At 39.2% G+C, this 24,125-nt stretch carries 25 protein-coding genes, 1 rRNA gene and 2 other annotated features; all 26 genes read right to left on the reverse strand.

Annotated elements, in window-relative coordinates; genetic code table 11:
- Positions 1-156: 156 nt before the first annotated feature.
- Positions 157-3,711, reverse strand: coding sequence for a DNA-directed RNA polymerase subunit beta (gene rpoB / locus AC4PG8_RS06975; protein WP_045553271.1), 3,555 nt, complete (start codon positions 3,709-3,711; stop codon positions 157-159).
- 569 nt (positions 3,712-4,280) lie between these two features.
- Positions 4,281-4,886, reverse strand: coding sequence for a class I SAM-dependent methyltransferase (locus AC4PG8_RS06980; RefSeq protein WP_185505360.1), 606 nt, complete (start codon positions 4,884-4,886; stop codon positions 4,281-4,283).
- A 142-nt stretch (positions 4,887-5,028) separates the two neighbouring features.
- Positions 5,029-5,391 carry a 50S ribosomal protein L7/L12 gene (rplL, locus tag AC4PG8_RS06985; RefSeq protein WP_003765087.1) on the reverse strand — a complete coding sequence of 121 codons (363 nt, stop codon included), beginning with the start codon at positions 5,389-5,391 and terminating at the stop codon, positions 5,029-5,031.
- Positions 5,392-5,469: 78 nt separating this feature from the next.
- Positions 5,470-5,970, reverse strand: a complete 501-nt coding sequence (gene rplJ / locus AC4PG8_RS06990; protein ID WP_003732833.1) for a 50S ribosomal protein L10 — start codon at positions 5,968-5,970, stop codon at positions 5,470-5,472.
- A 55-nt stretch (positions 5,971-6,025) separates the two neighbouring features.
- Positions 6,026-6,169, reverse strand: a sequence feature (ribosomal protein L10 leader region).
- A 48-nt stretch (positions 6,170-6,217) separates the two neighbouring features.
- Positions 6,218-6,907 (reverse strand): 50S ribosomal protein L1, encoded by a 690-nt coding sequence (gene rplA, locus AC4PG8_RS06995; protein WP_003726838.1) that lies wholly within the window; start codon positions 6,905-6,907, stop codon positions 6,218-6,220.
- A 39-nt stretch (positions 6,908-6,946) separates the two neighbouring features.
- Positions 6,947-7,372, reverse strand: a complete 426-nt coding sequence (gene rplK / locus AC4PG8_RS07000) for a 50S ribosomal protein L11 (RefSeq protein WP_003718336.1) — start codon at positions 7,370-7,372, stop codon at positions 6,947-6,949.
- 126 nt (positions 7,373-7,498) lie between these two features.
- Positions 7,499-7,969: an Imm63 family immunity protein gene (locus AC4PG8_RS07005; protein WP_492170197.1), complete on the reverse strand. Its 471-nt coding sequence runs from the start codon at positions 7,967-7,969 to the stop codon at positions 7,499-7,501.
- Positions 7,970-8,023: 54 nt separating this feature from the next.
- A complete protein-coding gene (gene nusG / locus AC4PG8_RS07010; RefSeq protein ID WP_003760101.1) occupies positions 8,024-8,557 on the reverse strand; it encodes a transcription termination/antitermination protein NusG in 534 nt (177 codons plus the stop codon).
- A gap of 129 nt (positions 8,558-8,686) precedes the next feature.
- On the reverse strand, positions 8,687-8,866 hold the full coding sequence (gene secE, locus AC4PG8_RS07015) for a preprotein translocase subunit SecE (protein WP_003765079.1): 180 nt from the start codon (positions 8,864-8,866) through the stop codon (positions 8,687-8,689).
- A gap of 19 nt (positions 8,867-8,885) precedes the next feature.
- Entirely contained in the window at positions 8,886-9,035 is a 150-nt protein-coding gene (rpmG, locus tag AC4PG8_RS07020; RefSeq protein WP_003728079.1) for a 50S ribosomal protein L33, read from the reverse strand.
- Between the two features lie 103 nt (positions 9,036-9,138).
- Positions 9,139-9,744, reverse strand: a complete 606-nt coding sequence (locus AC4PG8_RS07025) for an RNA polymerase factor sigma-70 (protein ID WP_185485025.1) — start codon at positions 9,742-9,744, stop codon at positions 9,139-9,141.
- A gap of 80 nt (positions 9,745-9,824) precedes the next feature.
- Entirely contained in the window at positions 9,825-10,337 is a 513-nt protein-coding gene (locus AC4PG8_RS07030) for an NYN domain-containing protein (RefSeq protein WP_010990304.1), read from the reverse strand.
- A gap of 2 nt (positions 10,338-10,339) precedes the next feature.
- Entirely contained in the window at positions 10,340-11,095 is a 756-nt protein-coding gene (gene rlmB / locus AC4PG8_RS07035; RefSeq protein ID WP_003724085.1) for a 23S rRNA (guanosine(2251)-2'-O)-methyltransferase RlmB, read from the reverse strand.
- Positions 11,095-11,505 carry a Mini-ribonuclease 3 gene (locus AC4PG8_RS07040; protein WP_003760089.1) on the reverse strand — a complete coding sequence of 137 codons (411 nt, stop codon included), beginning with the start codon at positions 11,503-11,505 and terminating at the stop codon, positions 11,095-11,097. Before AC4PG8_RS07040 ends, rlmB begins: the two co-directional genes overlap by 1 nt.
- Positions 11,506-11,508: 3 nt before the next feature.
- Positions 11,509-12,924 (reverse strand): cysteine--tRNA ligase, encoded by a 1,416-nt coding sequence (gene cysS / locus AC4PG8_RS07045; RefSeq protein ID WP_010990303.1) that lies wholly within the window; start codon positions 12,922-12,924, stop codon positions 11,509-11,511.
- Positions 12,925-12,930: 6 nt separating this feature from the next.
- Positions 12,931-13,545 (reverse strand): serine O-acetyltransferase EpsC, encoded by a 615-nt coding sequence (epsC, locus tag AC4PG8_RS07050; RefSeq protein ID WP_003760085.1) that lies wholly within the window; start codon positions 13,543-13,545, stop codon positions 12,931-12,933.
- A 70-nt stretch (positions 13,546-13,615) separates the two neighbouring features.
- Positions 13,616-13,841, reverse strand: a binding site (T-box leader).
- Positions 13,842-13,943: 102 nt separating this feature from the next.
- Positions 13,944-15,419, reverse strand: a complete 1,476-nt coding sequence (gene gltX / locus AC4PG8_RS07055) for a glutamate--tRNA ligase (RefSeq protein ID WP_492170198.1) — start codon at positions 15,417-15,419, stop codon at positions 13,944-13,946.
- Between the two features lie 18 nt (positions 15,420-15,437).
- Positions 15,438-15,911 carry a 2-C-methyl-D-erythritol 2,4-cyclodiphosphate synthase gene (ispF, locus tag AC4PG8_RS07060; RefSeq protein WP_003760080.1) on the reverse strand — a complete coding sequence of 158 codons (474 nt, stop codon included), beginning with the start codon at positions 15,909-15,911 and terminating at the stop codon, positions 15,438-15,440.
- Entirely contained in the window at positions 15,904-16,602 is a 699-nt protein-coding gene (gene ispD, locus AC4PG8_RS07065) for a 2-C-methyl-D-erythritol 4-phosphate cytidylyltransferase (RefSeq protein ID WP_003760078.1), read from the reverse strand. The genes ispF and ispD overlap by 8 nt, the downstream gene beginning before the upstream one ends.
- 19 nt (positions 16,603-16,621) lie before the next feature.
- Positions 16,622-17,695, reverse strand: coding sequence for a PIN/TRAM domain-containing protein (locus tag AC4PG8_RS07070; RefSeq protein ID WP_003770118.1), 1,074 nt, complete (start codon positions 17,693-17,695; stop codon positions 16,622-16,624).
- Positions 17,696-17,828: 133 nt separating this feature from the next.
- Positions 17,829-19,202, reverse strand: a complete 1,374-nt coding sequence (gene radA, locus AC4PG8_RS07075) for a DNA repair protein RadA (RefSeq protein WP_003765058.1) — start codon at positions 19,200-19,202, stop codon at positions 17,829-17,831.
- Between the two features lie 154 nt (positions 19,203-19,356).
- A complete protein-coding gene (locus AC4PG8_RS07080; RefSeq protein ID WP_492170199.1) occupies positions 19,357-21,819 on the reverse strand; it encodes an ATP-dependent Clp protease ATP-binding subunit in 2,463 nt (820 codons plus the stop codon).
- A gap of 28 nt (positions 21,820-21,847) precedes the next feature.
- Positions 21,848-22,870: a protein arginine kinase gene (locus tag AC4PG8_RS07085; protein WP_010990301.1), complete on the reverse strand. Its 1,023-nt coding sequence runs from the start codon at positions 22,868-22,870 to the stop codon at positions 21,848-21,850.
- The gene (locus AC4PG8_RS07090) at positions 22,867-23,385 is read right to left on the reverse strand and encodes a UvrB/UvrC motif-containing protein (protein WP_160464354.1); all 519 of its coding nucleotides are present in this window, start codon (positions 23,383-23,385) and stop codon (positions 22,867-22,869) included. The genes AC4PG8_RS07085 and AC4PG8_RS07090 overlap by 4 nt, the downstream gene beginning before the upstream one ends.
- Before the next feature lie 12 nt (positions 23,386-23,397).
- Positions 23,398-23,856: a CtsR family transcriptional regulator gene (locus AC4PG8_RS07095; RefSeq protein ID WP_003760062.1), complete on the reverse strand. Its 459-nt coding sequence runs from the start codon at positions 23,854-23,856 to the stop codon at positions 23,398-23,400.
- Between the two features lie 145 nt (positions 23,857-24,001).
- Positions 24,002-24,117 (reverse strand): 5S ribosomal RNA (gene rrf / locus AC4PG8_RS07100).
- Positions 24,118-24,125: the final 8 nt, after the last annotated feature.

Genomic DNA, 24,125 nt, shown 5'->3' on the forward strand with positions numbered 1-24,125 from the left:
AAATTAGTTTGGAGCATTCGCTTTAGGAAGCGCTTGGGGATTCCCGCACACTTCCCAGACTTTTCAGGTAAAGTCTTAGCGATCGCTTAATTTTATATTTTGCAAAAAACAAATCATTGTTTCTTATTGTTTTGGAGTCTCAATTATCGAACCGAATTACTCAGTCTTTTCAGCAGCTGCATTTTCCGGTTGTACGATATTGAAGGCATCATTTTGATTAGTAAAGTCGTCATCATCCATGTCACGCATCTCGATTTCTTCTTCGTCTGCGGAAAGCATTTTAACATCCATTCCAAGACTTTGAAGCTCTTTGATGAGTACTTTGAAGGATTCTGGCACACCAGGTTCTGGAACGCTTTCGCCTTTAACAATCGCTTCGTAAGTTTTCACACGACCAACCACGTCATCTGATTTAATCGTTAGGATTTCTTGAAGTGTATAAGCGGCACCATATGCTTCAAGTGCCCATACTTCCATTTCCCCAAAACGTTGTCCACCAAATTGTGCTTTACCACCAAGCGGTTGTTGCGTTACTAGAGAGTAAGGTCCAGTTGAACGAGCATGTAGTTTATCATCAACCATGTGGGCAAGTTTGATCATGTACATTACACCAACAGAGATACGGTTATCAAATGCTTCACCAGAACGTCCGTCGTAAAGAACTGTTTTCGCATCGCGGGCCATACCGGCTTCTTCCACAGTGCTCCATACATCTTCTTCATTCGCTCCATCAAATACTGGAGTTGCAACGTGAATTCCTAAAGCACGAGCAGCCATACCTAAGTGCAGCTCAAGTACTTGTCCGATATTCATACGAGATGGTACCCCTAGTGGGTTAAGCATGATGTCAACAGGTGTTCCGTCTGGCATAAATGGCATATCTTCTTCAGGTAAAATACGGGAGATAACCCCTTTGTTACCGTGACGTCCGGCCATTTTATCGCCTTCGTGGATTTTACGTTTTTGTACAATATAAACACGTACTAATTGGTTTACACCAGGTGGTAGTTCGTCGCCAGCTTCACGTGTAAAGATCTTCACGTCAAGCACGATTCCGCCGCCGCCATGAGGTACACGTAATGAAGTATCGCGAACTTCACGTGCTTTTTCACCAAAGATAGCGTGTAATAAACGTTCTTCTGCAGTTAATTCGGTAACTCCTTTTGGTGTTACTTTACCAACTAGAAGGTCGTTGTCTTTTACTTCAGCACCAACACGGATAATTCCACGTTCGTCAAGGTCGCGTAAAGCGTCTTCCCCAACATTTGGAATATCACGCGTCATTTCTTCAGGTCCGAGTTTTGTATCACGAGCTTCTGATTCGAATTCTTCAATATGAATCGAAGTATAAACGTCATCTTTTACAAGACGTTCACTCATGATGATCGCATCCTCGTAGTTATAACCATCCCAAGTCATGAACGCAACTAGTACGTTACGACCAAGAGCAAGTTCACCGGAATCCATTGATGGACCGTTACCAAGGATTTCTCCTTTAACAACGCGGTCACCTTCTGCTACGTTTGGACGTTGGTTATAACAAGTACCTTGGTTAGAACGAACAAATTTACGTAATGTATATTTATCAATTCCGCCAGTTACTTCTTTGCCATCCACTAGAGATACACGACGAACCCAGATTTCGCGAGCTTCAACGTGTTCTACAATACCGTCATGTTTGGCAGTTACAGCAGCACCAGAGTCTTTTGCAGATACGTGTTCCATACCTGTTCCAACAAATGGAGCTTCAGGGTGCATAAGAGGAACTGCTTGACGTTGCATGTTCGCTCCCATTAGCGCACGGTTACTATCATCGTTTTCAAGGAACGGAATACATGCTGTCGCAACAGATACAACCTGTTTAGGCGATACATCCATGTAGTCAATACGTTCTTTTTCTACCGCTAAGTTTTCTGAACGGAAACGAGCCATAACTTCTTCTTCTGTGAAAGTACCTTGTTCGTCTAATTTCGAGTTCGCTTGCGCTACTACGTAATTATCCTCTTCATCCGCAGTTAGATAATCGATTTTATCAGTAACACGGTTTGTTTCAGGATCTACGCGGCGGTAAGGCGTTTCGATAAAGCCGAATTTATTTACCTTCGCAAAGGAAGAAAGGGAGTTGATCAAACCAATGTTTGGTCCCTCTGGCGTTTCAATCGGACACATACGACCATAGTGAGAGTAATGCACGTCACGTACTTCATAACCAGCACGTTCACGCGTCAAACCACCAGGTCCAAGCGCTGAAAGACGACGTTTATGCGTAAGTTCGCCAAGTGGATTTGTTTGATCCATGAACTGAGATAACTGCGAGCTACCAAAGAATTCTTTAATAGAAGCAACTACTGGGCGAATATTAATCAATTGTTGTGGTGTAATTGTAGTCATATCTTGAATAGACATACGCTCACGAACTACACGTTCCATACGGGATAAACCGATACGGAATTGGTTTTGTAAAAGTTCACCAACAGAACGAAGACGACGATTACCTAGGTGATCGATGTCATCTGTATCGCCAACACCATGTAGCAAGTTAAAGAAGTAGCTAATGGATGAAATAATATCAGAAGGCGTGATGTGTTTTACATTTTCTTCAATATACGCGTTACCAATGATGTTGATTTCTTTTTCGTCATCATTTGGTGCGTAAATTTTAATAGATTGAACGAGTACGCTATCTTCCATAACTCCATCAGTTGGACGAAGTGTGCGGAAACCTACACCGTTTTCTAAATTAGGAATAATTTGATCTAAATTACGACGATCCAAAATGTCACCTTTAGAAGCGATAATCTCACCAGTTTCTGGATCCACTAAAGTTTCTGCTAATGTTTGGTTGAATAGACGGTTTTTTAGATGTAATTTTTTGTTGATTTTATAACGTCCAACGCTTGCAAGATCGTAGCGTTTTGGATCAAAGAAACGAGAAACTAGTAAGCTTCTAGCGTTATCAACTGTTGGGGGTTCACCCGGACGTAATCTTTCGTAAATTTCTAGAAGTGCTTTTTCAGCATTGTCAGTGTTGTCTTTTTCAAGCGTGTTGCGCAAGTAGTCATTGTCCCCGATTAAATCAATAATTTCTTGATCGGAACCAAAGCCTAGTGCACGAAGTAAAACAGTTACTGGTAATTTACGTGTACGGTCAATACGAACGTGTACAACGTCTTTTGCATCTGTTTCATACTCAAGCCAAGCCCCACGGTTAGGGATGACAGTAGAACCAAAGCCTTTTTTACCATTTTTGTCTAGTTTTCCATTGAAGTAAACACCTGGAGAACGAACTAATTGGGAAACGATAACACGTTCTGCCCCATTAATAATGAACGTACCCATTTCAGTCATTAGTGGGAAATCACCCATAAATACTTCTTGGTCTTTTACTTCGCCGGTTTCTTTGTTGATTAGGCGCAACTTCACGCGTAGTGGAGCCGCATAGTTTGCATCACGGTTCTTAGATTCTTCTACCGAGTATTTCGGTTCTCCAAGATCGTAATCAATGAATTCTAAAGATAAATTACCCGCAAAATCCTCAATTGGCGAAATATCGCGGAACATCTCACGTAGCCCTTCATCTAAGAACCATTGGTAAGAAGCTGTTTGAATCTCAATTAAGTTTGGTAATTCAAGTACTTCACTGATTCGCGCAAAACTTCTACGCGTACGATGCCGTCCATATTTTACATCATGTCCTGAATGTCCTGACAAACTATTCACCCCTCAAATTAATTAAAAAATTTATAAGCACACTGACTTCTCTTTTAGGCACAAAAACAGTGGAACCCCCCGCACCCGATGTTTAAGTTAAATCGTTCAAAAGTAAGTACTTCCATACTCCTTCATCAGCCTTAAACATCGTTCATCAAAAGTTTCCTGCTACCTTGTGTACATCTGATTCGCATAATCGCAATCAGACAAAACCTAGGTCGAAATCAAGTGGAACTTCAAAAAGAAAAAATTGCTGCTTTAGACAAAAAGAAAGCGGATTTCATCAACTATTTCTGAAAACCACATCCATGTTTATTTATAGCACCAAAAACCGCGCAAACGCTTCATTTTTTGTCATATTTTGAAATAAAATGCAGCGCAAAAAAACGGTATAGATTCTTTTGGCATTATACTATAATACAACATCTCTCCACCTATGTCAAATATTTTTCTAGAAAAATAAGAAGCGACATGTTATAATATTTGCCGCTTCTTTTTCATTATGTTTTGAAATTTAATTAGCACTCATTAATTCAAGTGTTTTGCAAAATTCCATAACTACCTAAATTTTAGTTTTTAACGCTTCTAAAAATAAAATACCCTTTATCTCTCGCCACTGTTTCAACGTTACCGAAAACTTCTTCCATTTTCTTTTCAGCAGATGGACCGCCTTGTTTCTTTTGAATAACAATCCAAAGTTCTCCGGTTTCTTGCAAGTGATCATAAGCACCTTCTAATATCGCGTGAACTATCTTTTTCCCTGCACGAATTGGCGGATTACTAATAATCGCTTGGTAGTCGTTCGCCGTTACGTTATCATAAACCGAACTTTCATAGATATGCATATTCGTAATTTTATTGATTTCCGCATTTTCTTTCGCAAGTTCTAGTGCGCGCAAATTAACATCTACCATTTCAATTTGGCTATCAGGGAATGCTTTCGCTACCGTTAATCCCATCGGACCATAGCCACAACCAACATCCAAGATTTTTCCTGTTTTCGTTTCTAACTCAAAAGACTCAATCAATAATTTCGAGCCAAAATCGATCGTATTTTTGGAAAACACGCCATTGTCACTTGTAAAACTCATATTAAAACCTTTTAACATCACTTGCCATGTTTTTCGGTTGTGTTTAATTGTTTCGTCGTTTGTGTAGTAATGATTGTTAGTCAAGAACCGCACCTTCCTTTCGTATCTCTAGCTATTTTAGCATAAAATCTTACTCGGATGTAGCATTTTCGGTAACTCATCTTAAACTTGATTAATTGCAATAAAAAAGACCTTAGATAACAAGTATCTAAGGTCTTTAAGTTAATTACTTAACTTCTACGTTAGCGCCAACTTCTTCAAGTTTAGCTTTGATTTCTTCAGCTTCTTCTTTAGCAACGCCTTCTTTAAGAGCTTTAGGAGCGTTGTCAACTAATTCTTTAGCTTCTTTTAAGCCAAGACCAGTGATTTCACGTACCACTTTGATAACTTTGATTTTAGAATCTCCAGCAGAAGCTAGTTCTACAGTGAATTCAGTTTGCTCAGCAGCACCGCCACCAGCAGCAGCTACAGCTACAGGAGCAGCAGCAGTTACGCCAAATTCTTCTTCGATTGCTTTTACTAAATCGTTAAGTTCTAATACAGATGCTTCTTTTACGGAAGCAATGATTTCTTCAATGTTTAAAGCCATTTTGAAATTCCTCCAATAATATAATTTTTTCGGATTTAACCGAGATTTGTTTGTAGGGTTTCCCCTGGGTAGAACAGATTATGCTTCTTGTCCTTCTTTTTGGTCAGCAACAGCTTTAGTAGCGATAGCAAGACCGCGAACTGGAGCTTGAAGTACGTTGCAAAGCATAGATAGCAATCCTTCGCGTGATGGAAGTGTTGCAAGTGCTTTAATTTCTTCAAGAGAAGCAACTTTACCTTCAATAACACCGGCTTTGATTTCTAGTGCTTCGTGATCTTTAGCGAAATCGTTAAGGATTTTCGCAGGCGCAACTACGTCTTCATTACTGAATGCGATTGCGTTAGGACCAGTTAGAGCTCCTTCTAAACCTTCGTAACCGTTAGCTTCAACAGCACGGCGAGTTAGTGAGTTTTTGTAGACTTTAAATTCAATACCAGCATCACGCAATTGTTTACGTAAGTCAGTGATTTCGCCAACGTTTAAGCCGCGGTAATCAACAATTACTGTAGACGCACTAGCTGATAATTTAGTTTTAATTTCTTCAACTGCACTTTGTTTAGCTTCAAGAACTTTACTCATTTTTCCACCTCCGTCCAACAATTAAATCTAATTAAACAGACACTAGTTCCGTTTGATCAGCAACAAAAAACCTCTGACACCGTAGACGCCAGAGGTTTTTGTGAAATGCGCGCGAACGCACACTTCAAAAGAAATCCCTCGGGTGGCATATTTAAGCGATAAACGCGCCAACTGTCTACGGTAAGGATATTTGATTGTTTCAACTAGCCTATCTTATCAAAAGACAAGGGGCTGGTCAAGTTAAATTTTATAAGCTAGCTGGGTCGACTTTGATTCCAGGTCCGAAAGTAGTTGTTACGGAAAGATTTTTCACGTAAGTACCTTTCGCAGCAGCAGGTTTTGCTTTTTGTAGAACGTCATTCACAGTGCGGAAGTTTTCTACTAGTTTAGCAGCATCAAAAGATACTTTACCGATTGCAGCGTGGACGTTACCAGCTTTATCAACACGGTATTCTACTTTACCAGCTTTAATTTCGTTTACTGCTTTAGTTACGTCCATAGTTACTGTACCAGTTTTAGGGTTTGGCATTAAACCTTTTGGTCCAAGGACACGGCCTAATTTACCAACTTCACCCATCATGTCAGGTGTAGCAACGATAACGTCAAATTCAAACCAACCTTGGTTGATTTTTTCAACGAATTCAGATTCACCAACGTAATCAGCTCCAGCAGCCTCAGCTTCTTTAGCTTTTTCACCTTTTGCGAATACTAATACGCGTTGAGTTTTACCAGTACCGTTTGGTAATACAACAGCACCGCGGATTTGTTGGTCCGCTTTTTTAGGGTCAACGCCAAGACGGAATGCTACTTCAACAGTTGCATCGAATTTAGCGAAGTCAATTTTTTTAGCAAGTTCAACTGCTTCTTCTGCAGTGTAAACTTTGTTTGCATCAATTTGTTTTAAAGCATCTTGATACTTTTTGCCTTTCTTAGCCATTTCTTTTCCTCCTTAATTGTCAAATTGTGAAACACACGATTAGTCTTGGATAGTGATACCCATAGAACGTGCAGTACCTTCAACCATTAGCATTGCAGATTCAACATTTGCAGCGTTAAGGTCTGGCATTTTTGTTTCAGCAATTTCCTGTACTTGAGCGCGAGTTACAGATGCAACTTTTGTTTTGTTTGGTTCACCGGATCCTTTTTCCACTTTAGCTGCTTTTTTAAGTAATACAGCTGCTGGTGGAGTTTTAGTGATGAACGTAAACGAACGGTCTTCAAATACAGTGATCACAACAGGAATAATAAGACCAGCTTGATCGGCTGTGCGAGCATTAAACTCTTTACAGAATCCCATGATGTTTACGCCAGCTTGACCTAATGCAGGTCCAACTGGAGGTGCAGGATTTGCTTTACCTGCTGGAATTTGAAGTTTAACTTCTTTAATCACTTTTTTTGCCACGAGACATACCTCCTTAAGTCCGTGATGTGGTTGACTGGGGCTGATATTTCCCCTCCCACGTTAAAACATACGTCAAAAACGTACTTATATATGATACCATCTTAAACGTTTCGTTGCAAGATTTTTTTAGATATTTACTTTAAATTCCATGGTCGTTTTATCGAAATAAACGTTTTGGTCTTTCCGCCATAAGTTCAAATAAGCTGTGTAACCTTGCGCAGCCTTATCAATCCAAGCTGGGTTTACTGTTTTTAATAACTGCAATGTTTTTTCAAAAGCGATTTTACGGGTATCCGTTTCAAGAATGTTATCGTCGCGTTCGATGTCTTCTTTACGATGGCGCAGTTCAAATTCCATCCCCATATACCAACAAATATGCAGAAAAACTTCATATTTAAACTCTTCAAAATCAGTTGTTTTGAATTCACTGTTTCGTTCGCCGCGTTCATAACCGTAAAGCATATAGCCATCTTGTTTGCTATAATCCATACAAAGTTCACCGCACCCTGGACCATTACCTAAGAATAAAGGGAAATCGAGATCTAAAAATATAGCTTCTCGTTTAAAATCCAAATATATCTGCTTAGCCTTGTCCATTTGTTCGCCTCCCTAACAAAACAACCTCCACAAATAATGTAGAGGTTGCACATTTTAAAGTTTTTCGATTTGGTTGAAATCCACTTCGACTGGAGTTTCACGACCGAACATGTTAACCATGACTTTCGCTTTACCTTTGTCGTTGTCCATTTCATCCACTTTACCAGAGAAGTCAGCGAATGGCCCTTCTTTGACCATAACTGTTTCACCGATTTCAAAGTCAGCTTCAGCACGTTTTTCGACCATACCCATGCTTTTCAGAATACGATCTGCTTCTTCTGGAAGTAATGGTGTTGGTTTCGAGCCAGAACCTGAAGAACCAACAAATCCAGTAACTCCTGGAGTATTACGCACGACATACCAAGAATCATCTGTCATAACGATTTCTACTAATACATAACCTGGGAAAACTTTACGTTTGATTGTTTTTGTTTTACCATTTTTCACTTCTGTTTCTTCTTCTTCCGGTACAATAACTCGGAAAATTTTATCTGACATGCCCATTGATTCTACACGTTTTTCTAGGTTTGCTTTGACTTTATTTTCATAACCGGAGTAAGTATGAACTACATACCAATTTTTTTCCATTGTTTAGTTGGCAGCAATCCTATTTTGCCGCCATCCTCCTTTTAGTATAATCCAAAATAAAAAACCCGAAAGTTGTACGGGTTTTGTCTCAAGTAATAGTATATCATTATCTTTGTAAAATTCCTAGCACTACACGATAAGTTTAATAATTTGTTCGATACCAAAATCAATTAACATAAAGAATAAAGCAAATAAAATAACTGTGATAACTACTGTTACTGTGTATGTTAAAAGTTCTTTTCTAGTTGGCCATGTAACTTTATGCATTTCGGATGAAACATTCCGAAAGAATCTTGCTATTGCAGACATACCAAAACCTCCATATCGTCTATTTTGTTTCTCGATGTAATGTATGTTTATTGCAGTGTCGACAGAATTTCTTCACTTCTAAGCGAGTTTCTTTCTGTGTCCCGCTAACATTGACTGTATAGTTTCTTGAACCACACTCAGAACAAGCGAGGGATGTTTTCTTCTTCATAAATTATCTCAACTCCGCAATCATTAAATATGCCATGCCAAAAAGTAGGCACATTTCATCCATATAAATATAACACTTGGCTCTTGGCTAGTCAATTATTTTTTCATTCAAGCTGCTTCATCATTTTCTTTTTTACTCGTTGCAATGCATTATCGATAGCTTTCTCTTTTTTATTGAAGAAAAGCGCCATTTCTTGATAGCTTTTGCCTTCTAAATATTGTTTTAATACTTCTTTTTCAAATTCGCTTGTGACTTGTTCAAGTTGACGCGCTACATGTGTTAAATCTTCATTTTTAATTAGAAAATCTTCTGGGGTTTCGGCTGCTTTTTCGGAAATAACATCTAGCAAAGTCCAGTCTACATCATCTTCAGCCATTGGTGTGTCGAGCGAAACTGAATTGTTTAAAGGGATATTCTTCTGCCTAGATGCCCGCTTCACCGCCGAAAGAAGTTGCCTATTTATACACATTTCCGCAAAAGAACGGAACGAGGCTTCTTTTGACTCATCGTAATCTCGAATCGCTTTGAAAAGCCCAATCATTGCTTCTTGGATTAAATCATCTCGCTCTGCACCTTGTAAAAAATATTGCGTCGATTTCCAGTAAATAACCGACTGATACTTACTGAAAAAATACTCTAACGCTTCCGTATCACCGCTTCTAGCTAGTTCAAGCATCGCCATTTCTTCTTGATTTACTGAATTCTCCACTAGGCTAATCGGCTCCTTTTCGACAGGATTTCTTCTTTGGTTGCTTCATTATACATAGTCAGAAACAGCCCGTCAATCCCTTACTCCTCGCCTCTTCTCCACTTTTCAAGCTGGGAAATAATATCAGAATCTAGATTGAGGTTTGATTTTGGCATTTTTTCCTGAATTCGTTTGATTTTCTGTCCGATTTGTTTACTCATTTCTTGAATTTCAAAAAGTAGTTCACGTGAAGAAATCCGAAGCGCACCTTGTCCAAAAATAGCCCACTGTTCTGTATAATCAGATGTCGCTACAATAATTTGCGTCCGCGCATTTTTCCATTCAATTGCTTTTTGCTCAATATATTCGTCTGCCGTTTCATCTTCATGCGTAAACACTACCTCAACTTGATGCTTCTTGCTTTTTCGCTTTACTCCACGAACAAACTGCGCATCAAATACAACTACAACTCGGTATCCCGTATAGCTTTGGTACTCCGCCATCCACTCAATTAGCTTATCTCTCGCCGCTTCCAAATCGCGATCTTTTAAGAAACTCAATTCTGGCCAAGCTCCAATCACATTATACCCGTCAACAAGCAGAATTTGTTCCATCATTATTTCTCCAGTGGGAAACGTTTCCGATAAACTTCATAAAGTAACAAACTTGCAGCAACAGAGGCATTAAGTGATGTCACTTTTCCGCGCATTGGTAAATGAACAAGGAAATCACATTTTTCACGGACTAAGCGGCTCATTCCGAATCCTTCACTTCCAATAACAATAGCAAGCGGCATATCCACATCCATTGTCCGGTAATCGCTACTACCTTTCGCATCGGTTCCAAAAATCCATAGTCCCCGTTTTTGTAATTCTTCCATTGTACGTACCATATTCGTCACACGTACCACTGGAACATACTCCATCGCACCAGTACTAGCTTTAGCTACCGTTTGAGTTAAGCCAACAGAGCGGCGTTTCGGAATAATAATCCCGTGCGCACCAACAGAATCTGCCGTACGCATAATAGATCCTAAATTATGCGGATCTTCTAACTCATCAAGAATAATGAAAAACGGCATTTCGTCTTTCGCTTCAGCTGCTGCAAATAAATCATCCAGTTCAGCATATTGATAGGCCGCAACTTGAGCTGCAACCCCTTGATGTGCGCCGCTTACAACCTTCTCAATTTTTTGTTTTGGTACAAATTGAACTTGAATTTTACGTTCTTTTGCTAAAGTTAATACTTGTTTTAAAACGCCTTTTTGCGAACCTTCTTGTACATAGATTTTGTGAATATCTCTATCAGATCGTAATACTTCAAGGACAGGATTTCTCCCACCAATCCACTCTTGCTCATTTTCTTGTTCCATTAGTTATTTTCCACTCCTTTTTCTACTATTTCTAGCGCTTTTTCCATCCATTCTTGAAGTCGCTCCATGTCGCCTGCTAAATAAAGATAACCAAGTACAGCTTCAAAAGAAGTAGACATGCTATATGTCCCAGGATCTGTATTTTTCGGTATTGTATAAGATTTGGCATTTCGGCCACGCTTTGCAATCCGATCTTCTTCATCTGTCAAAAAACCTTCTGCAATCATAGCTTTAAGCGCTACAGCCTGCCCTTTTGCAGAAACGAATTTTGTCGCAGTTTTATGCAGTTGATTCGGCTTTGTTTTACCAGCAGCAAGTAAATATTCGCGGATAAATTTCTCGTACACCGCATCGCCCATGTAGGCAAGCGCGAGGCCATTAAGTTGCTTGTAGTCTTTCACTTCTGCCATGATTTACCCCCGTCTAAACCGCGTACCTTGCGCAGTATCTTCCAAAATAATATCTTTTTCTTTTAAAATGTCACGAATTTCGTCAGCTCGTGCAAAATTACGTTCATTTCTCGCTTGCAGACGCTCTTCAATTAATGCTTCTACTTCGCTATCATCCAGTGAATCAGTTTGCGTATTTTCTAATTTCAAGCCTAGCACTTCTGCAAATAAACGCATCATACTTAAAAATTCACGCAAAACATTAATAGAAACAGTTTCTTTTGAAAGATAAATATTCGCTCGTTTCGCAAGCTCATGGAAAGTAGTAATCGCATTGGCAGTATTAAAATCATCATCCATATCATCTTCAAATGCTTGTTTTAATTCTGTCAGTTGCTCCAACCATTCATCTTCGTGGGTTTCTTCCACGTATTCCCCGTCATCTGTTTGAATACGGTGGTCAATATTTTGATAGGCAATCATCAAACGCTCTAGCCCATTTTTGGCATCTTCTAAAATAGCATCATTTAATGTAATCGGCTTACGGTAATGCACGGACAACATGAAGAAACGAATCACATTTGGGTCATTGTCTTTTAACACATCATGCAGCGTAATAAAATTCCCAAGCGATTTAGACATTTTTTCCCCGTCAATATTTAAAAAGGCATTGTGCATCCAGTATTTTGCGAACGTTTTTCCAGTCGCCGCTTCGGATTGAGCAATCTCATCCTCATGGTGAGGAAATACTAAATCTTGCCCGCCCGCATGAATATCAATCGTGTCACCAAGATATTTTTTCGCAAGCGCCGAGCATTCTATGTGCCAACCAGGACGACCATTTCCAAACGGACTTTCCCAGAAAATTTCACCCGGTTTAGCAGCTTTCCAAAGCGTGAAATCAAGTTCGTCTTGCTTGCGCTCATTATATTCAACCCGTGCTCCGTGTTGTAGTTCCGATAATTCTTGCCCAGATAGTTTCCCGTAATCTTTGAATTTTTTCGTACGGAAATATACATCGCCAGCTGACTCATAAGCATAACCTTTTTCGATTAGCGTGCTGATTAATTGAATAATTTCATCCATATTTTCTGTTACACGCGGATTCACAGTCGCTTTCGCCACATTCAGTTGATCCACATCATCAAAGTAAGCCCCAATAAAACGATCCGCCACTTCTGGAACCGTCAACTTCAGCTCATTTGCCGCACGAATCAATTTATCATCCACATCCGTAAAATTAGACACGAATTTCACATCGTAGCCGCGGTACGTAAAATAACGTCGAACTGTATCGAAAACAATAATCGGCCGCGCATTTCCGATATGAATGTAGTTGTACACAGTTGGTCCGCAAACATACATTTTCACTTCGCCATCTTTGAGTGGTTTAAAAGGCTCTTTCTCTCGTTTTAACGTATTAAAAATTTGTATCGACAATCAGATCTACTCCTTTTCCTTCAAAAGTTTTTCTACTATATTTTCTAATTCTGCAATTCGTAACGTCAGTTCATCCATTTTAGGAACCGCGTGCCCTACCGTACGCCCATTAAGCCGAACAACTTTGGCTGGAATACCGACAACAGTTGCTCCTGGTGGCACGTCTTTTAAAACAACCGCACCCGCACCAATTCGCGCATCTGCTCCAATATCAACTGGTCCAAGTACTTTGGCTCCCGCTGAAACAAGCGCTCTATCACCGACCGTTGGATGACGTTTCCCGCAGTCCTTCCCGGTCCCACCAAGCGTAACTCCGTGAAATATCGTAACATCATCACCAATTTCAGCAGTTTCTCCAATGACAATCCCTGCACCGTGATCTATAAAAAGCCTTCTACCAATTGTTGCGCCGGGATGAATTTCTATATTAGTCCAGAAACGAGCAGTCTGCGATAATACTTTTCCAAACAAAACCATTTTGTGACGATAAAAAAAGTTTGCCACCCGGTGCCACCAAAGTGCATGTAAGCCCGGATTCGTTAAAAAAGCATCAAAAAAAGTCTTCGTCGCAGGGTCATTCTTTATAATTGTTGCAATATCTTCTTTTAAGCGAGTTGGCATTTTGTTGCCTCCTTATTCAAGTTCGTACATTTTTTCATTGAACCTACGCCAACAAAAAAAGCCCCTCTAATACAGAGACGCTTTGCGCGGTTCCACTCTGACTTGAGTATTGCTAATTTTAGCAGATACTCCAACTCTAGGGGTGGGGGTAACGACCCACATTTCGTCTGACGATACTAAATTTCCCATCAGAATTCAGGGAGGCATTTCAGGAGTGTTCAGCTAAGTCGCTTCCAGCCGCGGCGACTCTCTCTTTAAGCTTAGAATTCCGTACTTCTTCCCATCAGCACTTTTTCCGTATATTTAGTTCTATTATAACAGCAATAAAATTCCTTGCAACTGAAATATATCGAAATAAAAAAGTGCCCCGTAAATAGCCGAGGCACTTTCATTTAAAATTAATTATTTTGTAACCATGTATCTAAACGATTTAGTACTTTTTCAAGACCAAGAACTTCGATTGCAAGTGGCAATTCAGGACCATGCATTTCGCCAGTTGTCACGATACGAATTGGCATAAATAAACCTTTACCTTTTACGCCAGTTTCTTTTTGAACACGTTTGATGGCAGCTTTTACTTCCGACGCTTCAAGAACATCTAGCGCTTCTAATTCTTTTTTGAAGGCAGAAATAACTGTCGGCACTGTTTCTTCAGCAAGAACAGCCTTTTCTTCTTCGTCAAAAGTAATCGATTCAGCATCAGCGAAAAACATTTCTGAAAGTGGCACAATTTCAGCACCATAACTCATTTGCTCGTGATAAAGCGAAACTAATTTGTGCACCCAGTCAAGTTCTGCTTGATCTAAATCAGCAGATACAACACCGGCTTTTTGTAAATGCGGTAAAGAAAGTTCCACTACATCATTTAGCGGTAATTTTTTCACATATTGGTTATTAACCCAAGTCAATTTAACATTATCGAACAATGCTGGCGATTTAGATAAACGCTTCGGATCAAACATTTTAATAAATTCTTCTTTAGAGAAAATTTCTTCTTCCCCTTCAGGAGACCAACCAAGCATTGCAATAAAGTTAAATAACGCTTCTGGTAAATATCCAAGGTCACGATACTGCTCGATAAATTGAATAATCGAACCGTCACGTTTACTTAATTTACGTCTGCTTTCATTCACAATAAGTGTCATATGACCGAAAATTGGAGGTTCCCAGCCAAAAGCATTATAAATTAAAATTTGTTTTGGTGTATTCGAAATATGGTCATCACCACGAAGAACATGCGAGATTTCCATTAAATGATCGTCCACTGCTACAGCAAAATTATAAGTAGGAATTCCATCTTTTTTCGCAATAACAAAATCACCAATACCATTCGATTCAAAAGAAACATCATCTTTAACCATATCGTTAAAAGTAATTGTTTCATTAGCTGGTACTTTGAAACGAATACTTGGTTTAAAACCTTGTGCTTCTTTTTCTGCTTGTTGCTCTTTTGTTAAATGACGGCATTTCCCGCTATAACGCGGCATCTCACCATTTGCTTTTTGTTTTTCACGTTCTGCTTCTAATTCTTCTTCCGTACAATAACATTTGTACGCCAAGCCTTTATCTAAAAGTTGTTGAATTAATGGTTCATAAATTGATTGACGTTCTGATTGACGGTAAGGACCATATTTCCCAGGAACATCAACACCTTCATCCCAGTCCATACCTAGCCATTTTAGGTTTTTCATTTGACTTTCTTCGCCGTCAGCTACGTTACGTTTCGCATCCGTATCTTCAATTCGAATAATAAAGTCTCCATCATTATGTCTTGCAAATAAATAGTTAAATAAGGCAGTACGCGCATTCCCAATATGCAAAAATCCAGTTGGACTAGGCGCATAACGTACACGTACTCGTTTTGTTTCACTCACAATTATTCACTCCTTTAATTATTTTTCAAGTAAGACTACCGCTAAACTAGCGATTCCTTCTTCTCTACCTGTAAATCCTAATTTCTCCGTCGTGGTTGCTTTTACATTTACTTGGGATGGTTCTGCGTGAAGTAACTCAGCAATCCGGCGTTTCATCAACTCCACATAAGGAGCCATTTTCGGTTTTTCAGCGATAATAGTCGCATCTAAATTTCCAAGCTTGAACCCCTCTGCTTCCACCTGTCGCCAAATTTCCGCAAGAAGCTCTGCTGAATCCGCGTCTTTATAAGCCATATCCGTATCCGGGAAAAAATGACCAATATCCAAAGCACCAATTGCACCAATGATCGCATCTGTAACGGCATGAAGTAGTACGTCGGCATCACTATGACCTAGCAAACCTTTTTCGTAAGGAATCTTAATCCCGCCAATAATCAGTTCACGGTCATAATCAAGTTTATGTACGTCATATCCTTGGCCAATCCTAATCATTTAATTTCCCTCCAAGTTCTCCTAAAATCGCCTTTGCAAGTGGCATATCTTCAGGAGTTGTCAGCTTTATATTATAATAGCTTCCTTGGACAATAGCAACAGGGTATGGAATCCGCTCGACCAAACTAGCTTCATCAGTTCCTAGAAATTGGTCTTTTTTTGCGAGACGATGTGCCTTTTGTAAAATGTGTAATTCAAAAGCTTGTGGCGTTTGAATCTGCCAGAGATTATCACGATCAACTGTTTCCTTTACAACATCGTGAATAACTCGCTTTACAGTATCTTTCACTTGAACAGCACAAATAGCAGCTTTATTTTGTTTCACACCTAATAACAGACGATCAATAATATCTAGCGTCACAAAAGGCCTAGCTCCGTCATGCACAAGTACTACGCTCTCTAAACCACAACATTCAAGTCCAGCAGCTACACTATACTGACGCTCACTTCCGCCTTTTACGACCTCGACTCTATCTTCTGCAACATCAAGTTGTTGCATCAACTTTCTCACATGTTTTCTTTCCGTTTCCTGGCACACGACAATCACCTTCGAGCAACGATTATCCGCCAAAAAAGGACGCAAGGCATGAATGAAAATTGGTTCACCAACTAAATCCAGCCACATTTTATTTTTTTCCGCATTCATACGTTTGCCTTGTCCTGCTGCTAAAAAAATCAGCTCATAATTCATGCTTGTTTACTCCTTCCAATCAGGATGGTTTAGCAAAAATCATTCTTCCTGCTGACGTTTGAAGCACACTTGTTACTTCTACTTGAATGGTTTCATTAATAAACTTACGCCCATCTTCTACAACAATCATCGTTCCATCATCTAAATATGCAACGCCTTGATTATGCTCCTTACCATCTTTCACCATAAGAACAGTCATTTTCTCACCTGGTAATACAACAGGTTTTACCGCATTTGCCAAATCATTAATATTTAAAACAGGTACATTTTGAAATTCGCATACTTTGTTTAAATTATAATCATTTGTTACGACAATCCCGCCCATTACTTTAGCAAGTTTTACAAGTTTGCTGTCCACTTCTGGCGTATCCTCAAAATCACCTTCATACATTTCCACTTGGATAGAGTCTTCTTTTTGAATTCGATTTAAAATATCTAATCCACGTCGTCCTCTTGTCCGTTTTAAAGTATCAGAAGAGTCAGCGATATGTTGAAGCTCAGCTAATACAAAGAGTGGTATAACAACCGTTCCATCTAAAAACCCAGTAGCTAAAATATCAGCAATACGACCATCAATAATAACACTCGTATCCAAGATTTTATAGGTTTTCTTAGATTTCTCCTCAGTTTGCTCTTCTTCTGGCGTTTTCTTCTTCGCATTTCTGTTGTTAACAAAATTCCCAAATTCATTGCGACGACTAATTCCAATACGGAACCCTAAATAACCTAGTACTAACGTTAAAATCACTGGTACTACTGAATTTAAAAGCGGTATATTTGTTTGACTTAAAGCATTGCTCGCGAAAAACGCAATAACTAAACCAACAAATAAACCTAACCCCCCGTAAATAAGCGTTGCAATAGCAATTTTAGCTAATTTTTCCTCTAACCAATTAAGTGCGGCTTCTACATATTTCACCGCCCAGAAAGTAATAAGATAAAATATAAGTGCACCAATCAAAGCATCAGTATAAGGATTATTAATTAGCAAAATGTGTCCTATCCCAAGTTTCACCCATAGTGCTGGTAGTGAAAAGACTCCCGTAGTCCCGCCAAGGATTAAAAAACACACTCGAATTACCCATGTAAGCATTTAGTTTCCCCCTTTCCATTTTTATATTTATACATATAATCGGGCTATTACCAAACATACATATAGCACTATTCTACACTATTAAAAGACTATACCGCAAATAGTACTCATGGAATCGCTGAAGTATTTATTTTCAGTCTGGTAAAGCCTTCTTCAAAGCTTCTCCAATCGTTTCTACGCCAACCACTTGCACGTCTTTTGGTATTTTCCAAGTGCCTTCATTATTTTTAGGGATAAAAATTCGTTTGAAGCCTAGTTTAGCAGCTTCTTGTACGCGTTGTTCAATTCTTGCAACACGGCGAATCTCACCAGTTAGACCAAGTTCTCCAATAAAACAATCCGTACTTCTTGTCGGTTTATCACGATAACTAGAAGCCACACTAACTGCTACCGCCAAATCAACTGCTGGTTCATCCAATTTAACTCCACCAGCTGCCTTCAAATAAGCATCTTGATTTTGTAACATTAAACCTACTCTTTTTTCTAAAACAGCCATAATCAAAGAAACTTTATTATAATCAATTCCAGTTGCCATCCGTTTTGCATTTCCAAACATGGTTGGCGATACAAGTGCTTGAATCTCTACAAGCACAGGACGAGTCCCTTCCATCGAAGCTACAACTGTTGATCCCGAAGCTCCTTCTAGACGTTCCTCTAAGAACACCTCAGATGGATTGGCAACTTCCACAAGACCAATATCACGCATCTCAAATATCCCCATCTCATTTGTCGAGCCAAAACGGTTTTTTACTGCGCGTAAAATTCGATAAGCATGATGACGTTCTCCTTCAAAATAAAGCACTGTATCTACCATATGTTCAAGTAAACGCGGTCCAGCAATCGCGCCTTCTTTCGTCACATGACCAACGATGAAAATAGCAATATTTTGCATTTTAGCAATACGCATTAAAGCAGCTGTACATTCTCGAACCTGTGATACACTTCCCGCAGCACTCGTGACATCAGGGTGATAAACAGTTTGAATAGAGTCAATGACAACAAAATCTGGTTTTACAAAGTCAATTGTTTCTTGAACCGCTTCTAGGTTAGTTTCTGCATAAACATACAAATTATCACCGGAAACTTGCAGCCGCTCCGCACGAAGTTTTGTTTGCTTAATTGATTCTTCCCCGGAAATATATAATACCTTCTTATTAGTAAGTGTAAGTTGTGCCGACACTTGTAGTAAAAGCGTGGATTTACCAATACCAGGATCGCCGCCAACAAGCACCATGGATCCCGGAACAACTCCGCCACCAAGCACTCTATTTAATTCAGGCATATTAGTTTCTACCCGAGCTTCTTCTTCACTTGCAATTTGAGTTATTGGAGTCGCCTTTGATGGTTCTCCTGTATGATTAAAAGCTGAGCGTGATTTTTTCGATGGCTCTAATGCCTCTACCATCTGATTCCACTCATTGCAATTCGGACATTTACCCATCCATTTTGCCGATTCATACCCACATGACTGACACACAAATTTGGTCGTCCTTTTTGCCTTAGCCATTTCTACATCCCTCCATACATATGCTTCATTTTACCACAGATCATCTGTTCGCGTTAAGCCTTTTAGCCAAATTCGTATTTTCAAGCTTCTTTCTATCTTTTTAGCCCTTATTCAGAAAAAAACCTTCCTTAAATATTTAAGGAAGGTCCATCATTTATTTCGATTTTACTTTTTTGGGAGCAGCTTTCTTTTTAGTCGCTGCTTTTTTCCTAACTTCTAATTTTCCGTCTTTCACGCCAATTTCAACGTTATCGCCTACCTTGATATTGCCACGAAGTAATTCTTCAGAAAGCATATCTTCTACTTCTTTTTGAATTGCTCGTTTCAAAGGACGCGCCCCGTATTCTGGGTCATAACCATCTTTCGCAATTTTAGCTTTTGCGCCTTCTGTTAATTTCACATGAATATCACGTTCAGCTAGGCGTTTAGTTAATTGAGAAGTAAGAAGCGTAACAATTTGTTTCAATTCTTTTTTTTGTAGAGAATGGAATACAATTGTTTCGTCAATCCGGTTAATAAATTCAGGGCGGAAAGCTTGTTTTAAATCTTGTAAAACACGATGTTCCATTGCTTTATGATCTTTAAGTGGATCAATCACATTAAAGCCCATTGATTTATCTTGTTTCATTTCTTGAGCACCGATATTAGAAGTCATAATAATAACTGTATTTCTAAAATCAACCACGCGACCTTTAGAATCAGTTAAACGACCATCATCAAGTACTTGTAACAACATATTAAATACATCAGGATGCGCTTTTTCAATTTCATCAAGAAGCACTACAGAATAAGGTTTTTGACGAACTTTTTCTGTCAGCTGGCCGCCTTCTTCATAGCCAACATAACCTGGAGGAGCCCCAACTAAACGAGCAGTTGAGAATTTCTCCATGTACTCGGACATATCAATCCGAATCATTGAATCCTCATCACCAAACATGGACTCAGCAAGTGCACGTGCAAGTTCCGTTTTACCAACCCCAGTAGGACCAAGGAAAATGAAGGAGCCAATCGGACGTTTCGGATCTTTAAGCCCTGCACGAGCTCGGCGAACAGCGAGTGATACGGCTTTTACCGCTGCATCTTGGCCAATAACTCGCTCATGTAAAAGTTTTTCCATATTAAGAAGTTTGTTTGTTTCCGTTTCAGCCAGTTTAGCAACCGGAATTCCAGTCCAACTAGCAACTACTTCAGCAACAATATCTTCTGTTACTTCGCTATGATCAAGACCTTGCTTCTCTTGCCAGTTTGCTTTTGTTTCTTCTAATGATTTCTTGAGTTTCTGTTCTTTATCACGTAATGCTGCTGCTTTTTCAAACTCTTGCCCTTGTACAGCGGCATCTTTTTCTTTTTTCAATTCGGATAAATTGTTTTCCATTTCTTTTACATTTTTTGGAGTTGTAAAAGATTTTAAACGAACTTTTGAGCCAGATTCATCAATAACATCAATCGCTTTATCAGGTAAGAAACGGTCTGAAATATAGCGATCAGATAAACGAACAGCAGCCTCAAGAGCTTCATCCGTAATCGCAACTCGGTGATGCGCTTCATAACGATCACGCAACCCATGTAAAATTTGGATAGACTCTTCTACAGTCGGTTCATCAACTTTAATCGGTTGGAAACGTCTTTCAAGCGCTGCATCTTTTTCAATGTATTTGCGATATTCATCTAAGGTTGTTGCACCAATACATTGCAATTCACCACGAGCTAGAGGTGGCTTCAAAATATTGGATGCATCAATCGCACCTTCCGCCCCACCAGCGCCAATTAACGTATGCAGTTCGTCAATAAATAGAATAACATTACCAGCTTGACGAATTTCATCCATTACTTTTTTCAAACGGTCTTCAAATTCACCACGATATTTTGTACCTGCTACAACAGTTCCCATATCAAGCGTCATAACACGTTTTCCGCGCAAGGTTTCAGGTACTTCATTGCGGACAATTTGCTGTGCTAGACCTTCTGCAATGGCTGTTTTACCAACACCAGGTTCACCAATAAGAACTGGGTTATTTTTTGTCCGACGACTAAGCACCTCAATCACACGTTGAATTTCCTTAGAACGACCAATCACTGGGTCCAAATTCTCTTCCCGAGCAATAACCGTTAAATCACGTGCCAAACTATCTAAAGTTGGTGTCGCCTGCGTATTTGTTTGTCGACCAGCACCTGTAGCATCTCCGCCACCAAGAAGCTGTAAAACTTGTTGACGCGCTTTATTTAAACTAATACCTAGATTACTTAAAACGCGAGCTGCAACGCCTTCTCCTTCACGGATAAGCCCAAGTAAGATATGTTCTGTTCCAACGTAAGTATGCCCTAGTTTCCGAGCCTCATCCATCGAAAGTTCAATTACTTTTTTCGCGCGAGGAGTATATTGAATCGTTGTCACAGCTTTTTCCCCATGACCAATTAAGCCTTCCACCTCTTGCTGCACTTTTTCAGAACTAATCCCAAGTTCATAGAGTGCTTTCGCCGCAATTCCTTCACCTTCTCTTACAAGGCCTAGAAGTATATGTTCCGTTCCTAAATTACTATGATTCAAACGCATCGCCTCTTCTTGTGACAACGCGAGTACTTTCTGAGCTCTTTGCGTAAACCGTCCAAACATCATTGTTGTTTCCTCCTTATCATAAGCCTAATTATTTATCGCCCAAAATCTCGCGAATCACTTTGGCCCGTATTACTTTCTCTTCTAATTCATCCATATCTCGTCCTGCTTCTTTTCTCAAAAAAGCTGGTTGCGAGAATAGTACCAATTCATTCATTTTTTGGCGAGAAATATGCTCGAAAAACCCTAATTCCACACCAAGTCTAATATCAGAAATAGCATCCGAAGCTTCTTGCATAGATATAATTCGACAATTCATTAATAAACCATATGATCTAAAAACCCTATCTTCAAGTGCAATGTGAAACTTTTGCTTCAAAGTAGTCCTAGCCACACGTTCTTGCATAATGATTTGTTCCATGACTTGCGTTAAATCTTCCACGATTTCCGTCTCAGTTTTGCCTAAAGTCACTTGATTAGAAACTTGAAAAATACTACTAGCGGGCATGCTACCTTCCCCGTATATACCTCTTACCACAAAACCGAGGCTCCTAATCGCTTCAATCACACTTTTAATTCTTTTCGTAGTAACAAGCCCTGGCAAATGTACCATTACAGAAGCTCTCATCCCAGTTCCAATGTTCGTCACACAACTCGTTAAATAGCCAAACTGTTTATCAAAAGCATAAGTTAATTTTTCTTCCACATATCCATCAATTTGCAATGCTGCCTCTAAAGCATCAAACAACCTTAATCCCGGTGTCATGCATTGTATCCGCAAATGATCTTCTTCATTTAACATAATACTCACATTTTCTTCTTCATTTAAGAGAACTGCACCATATTCACTTTTATTCATCATATAAGGACTAATTAAATGCTTTTCAACTAAAAGAGCCTTTTGCAACTTAGAAATCTGATTCATTTTGATTAAAGTGAAATTATCATCAAATACCTCCGCGATATTATCAACAACCTCTTCCTTTTGGTCATAAATAGGAAACTGCTCATCTTTTAAATTTCTAGCAAGTCTAATACGTGAGCTCAGGACAACATCATCGTCATCACCAGCATTTTCTAACCAAGAACTGAGCCGAGGTTCAAATACATTCATTTATCCTCACCCCCAGCTTTCAAAGCCCTTATTTCATCACGAATAACTGCAGCTTCCTCAAATTCTTCATTTTTCACTAAGTCAGCCAACTTATCTTGAAGACGGTTTATCTCATTCTGCACATCTTCCGCACGTTCAATTTCCACAGGTACTTTTCCAACATGCTTTTTATAACCATTTTGCACTCGACCAATAATCGGAACTAATTGCTCCTCAAAAGCCGAATAACACTGCGCACAACCAACCCGATTAGTTTGTAAAAACTCCTCAAAGCTTAGATTGCAATTTTCACAAACCACTTTTTTCTGAGCAGATTCTTCTTTTTGTAATAACGTCAAAAAATCCAGAGCTACTTCACTAAAAGTATCCATTGCTTTAACAAGGTCTTTTTCAGAAGCAAGCGCCTCCTTAGTAGCACAATTCTCGCACAAGTATAACGACTCCACTTTCCCAGCTTCATTTAACTGTTGAAGCGCAATTATCGCCTTGTTTTCCCCACACTTTTGACAAATCATAGCCATCACACCTTAATCATATTTCAAAGCAACTAACATTGATTCGAGTATCCTACTACGCAAAATATCTCTATCTGGCAGAGGTAAAATTAAAACCTCACGATCAAGTGCAGCAACCATCAGTCTTGCTTCTTTCTTCGTTATAACATCTTCTTCAAGTAACCTCAAAATTACATCTTCAGAAAAAGATTGAGATACCTTTTTATCATGAACCATAGATATAATAGCTTCTAATAATTGAAGCTTATCATTCATTTTCACTTTGATGATCCGAATATATCCGCCGCCACCGCGTTTACTTTCAACAATATACCCGCGTTCCATTGTAAATCTAGTATTGATTACATAGTTGATTTGAGAAGGCACACATTCAAACTTATCCGCAATTTCACTTCTCTTAATTTCAACTGCTTCACTAGACTCCAGCACTTGCTTTAAATAAGCTTCTATAATATCAGAAATATTTTTCATTATAAGGAATCTCCTTTCCATATTTTCCAAATCACTGACTTTGACTATTTTTGACTTTAATTATACTAGATACCTGTACCTTTTAGCAATTTATTTATCTTTTTATAACAAAAAAAAGCCCTAAATAATTAGGACTTTTAATATTGCCCGGCAGCGACCTACTCTCGCAGGGGGAAGCCCCCAACTACCATTGGCGCAGAGAAGCTTAACTACCGTGTTCGGGATGGGAACGGGTGTGACCTTCTCGCCATAACTACCAGACAATATGA

It is taken from the genome of Listeria sp. MAN/IMW/UF555 (assembly GCF_058684075.1).

Coding starts and splice junctions, on each gene's coding strand:
- ispF (WP_003760080.1), bottom strand. CDS start 15,911: ATGATTAGGATTGGCCAAGGATATGACGTACATAAACTTGATTATGAC.
- rpmG (WP_003728079.1), bottom strand. CDS start 9,035: ATGAAGAAGAAAACATCCCTCGCTTGTTCTGAGTGTGGTTCAAGAAAC.
- ispD (WP_003760078.1), bottom strand. CDS start 16,602: ATGAATTATGAGCTGATTTTTTTAGCAGCAGGACAAGGCAAACGTATG.
- AC4PG8_RS07070 (WP_003770118.1), bottom strand. CDS start 17,695: ATGCTTACATGGGTAATTCGAGTGTGTTTTTTAATCCTTGGCGGGACT.
- rlmB (WP_003724085.1), bottom strand. CDS start 11,095: ATGGAACAAGAAAATGAGCAAGAGTGGATTGGTGGGAGAAATCCTGTC.
- AC4PG8_RS07005 (WP_492170197.1), bottom strand. CDS start 7,969: ATGGACAAGGCTAAGCAGATATATTTGGATTTTAAACGAGAAGCTATA.
- rplJ (WP_003732833.1), bottom strand. CDS start 5,970: ATGAGTAAAGTTCTTGAAGCTAAACAAAGTGCAGTTGAAGAAATTAAA.
- nusG (WP_003760101.1), bottom strand. CDS start 8,557: ATGGAAAAAAATTGGTATGTAGTTCATACTTACTCCGGTTATGAAAAT.
- AC4PG8_RS07080 (WP_492170199.1), bottom strand. CDS start 21,819: ATGATGTTTGGACGGTTTACGCAAAGAGCTCAGAAAGTACTCGCGTTG.
- epsC (WP_003760085.1), bottom strand. CDS start 13,545: ATGCCAACTCGCTTAAAAGAAGATATTGCAACAATTATAAAGAATGAC.
- rplL (WP_003765087.1), bottom strand. CDS start 5,391: ATGGCTTTAAACATTGAAGAAATCATTGCTTCCGTAAAAGAAGCATCT.
- AC4PG8_RS07030 (WP_010990304.1), bottom strand. CDS start 10,337: ATGGAACAAATTCTGCTTGTTGACGGGTATAATGTGATTGGAGCTTGG.
- AC4PG8_RS07085 (WP_010990301.1), bottom strand. CDS start 22,870: ATGAATGTATTTGAACCTCGGCTCAGTTCTTGGTTAGAAAATGCTGGT.
- secE (WP_003765079.1), bottom strand. CDS start 8,866: ATGTCTGCAATAGCAAGATTCTTTCGGAATGTTTCATCCGAAATGCAT.
- AC4PG8_RS07090 (WP_160464354.1), bottom strand. CDS start 23,385: ATGATTTGTCAAAAGTGTGGGGAAAACAAGGCGATAATTGCGCTTCAA.
- AC4PG8_RS07040 (WP_003760089.1), bottom strand. CDS start 11,505: ATGGCAGAAGTGAAAGACTACAAGCAACTTAATGGCCTCGCGCTTGCC.
- radA (WP_003765058.1), bottom strand. CDS start 19,202: ATGGCTAAGGCAAAAAGGACGACCAAATTTGTGTGTCAGTCATGTGGG.
- rplA (WP_003726838.1), bottom strand. CDS start 6,907: ATGGCTAAGAAAGGCAAAAAGTATCAAGATGCTTTAAAACAAATTGAT.
- AC4PG8_RS07095 (WP_003760062.1), bottom strand. CDS start 23,856: ATGAAAAATATTTCTGATATTATAGAAGCTTATTTAAAGCAAGTGCTG.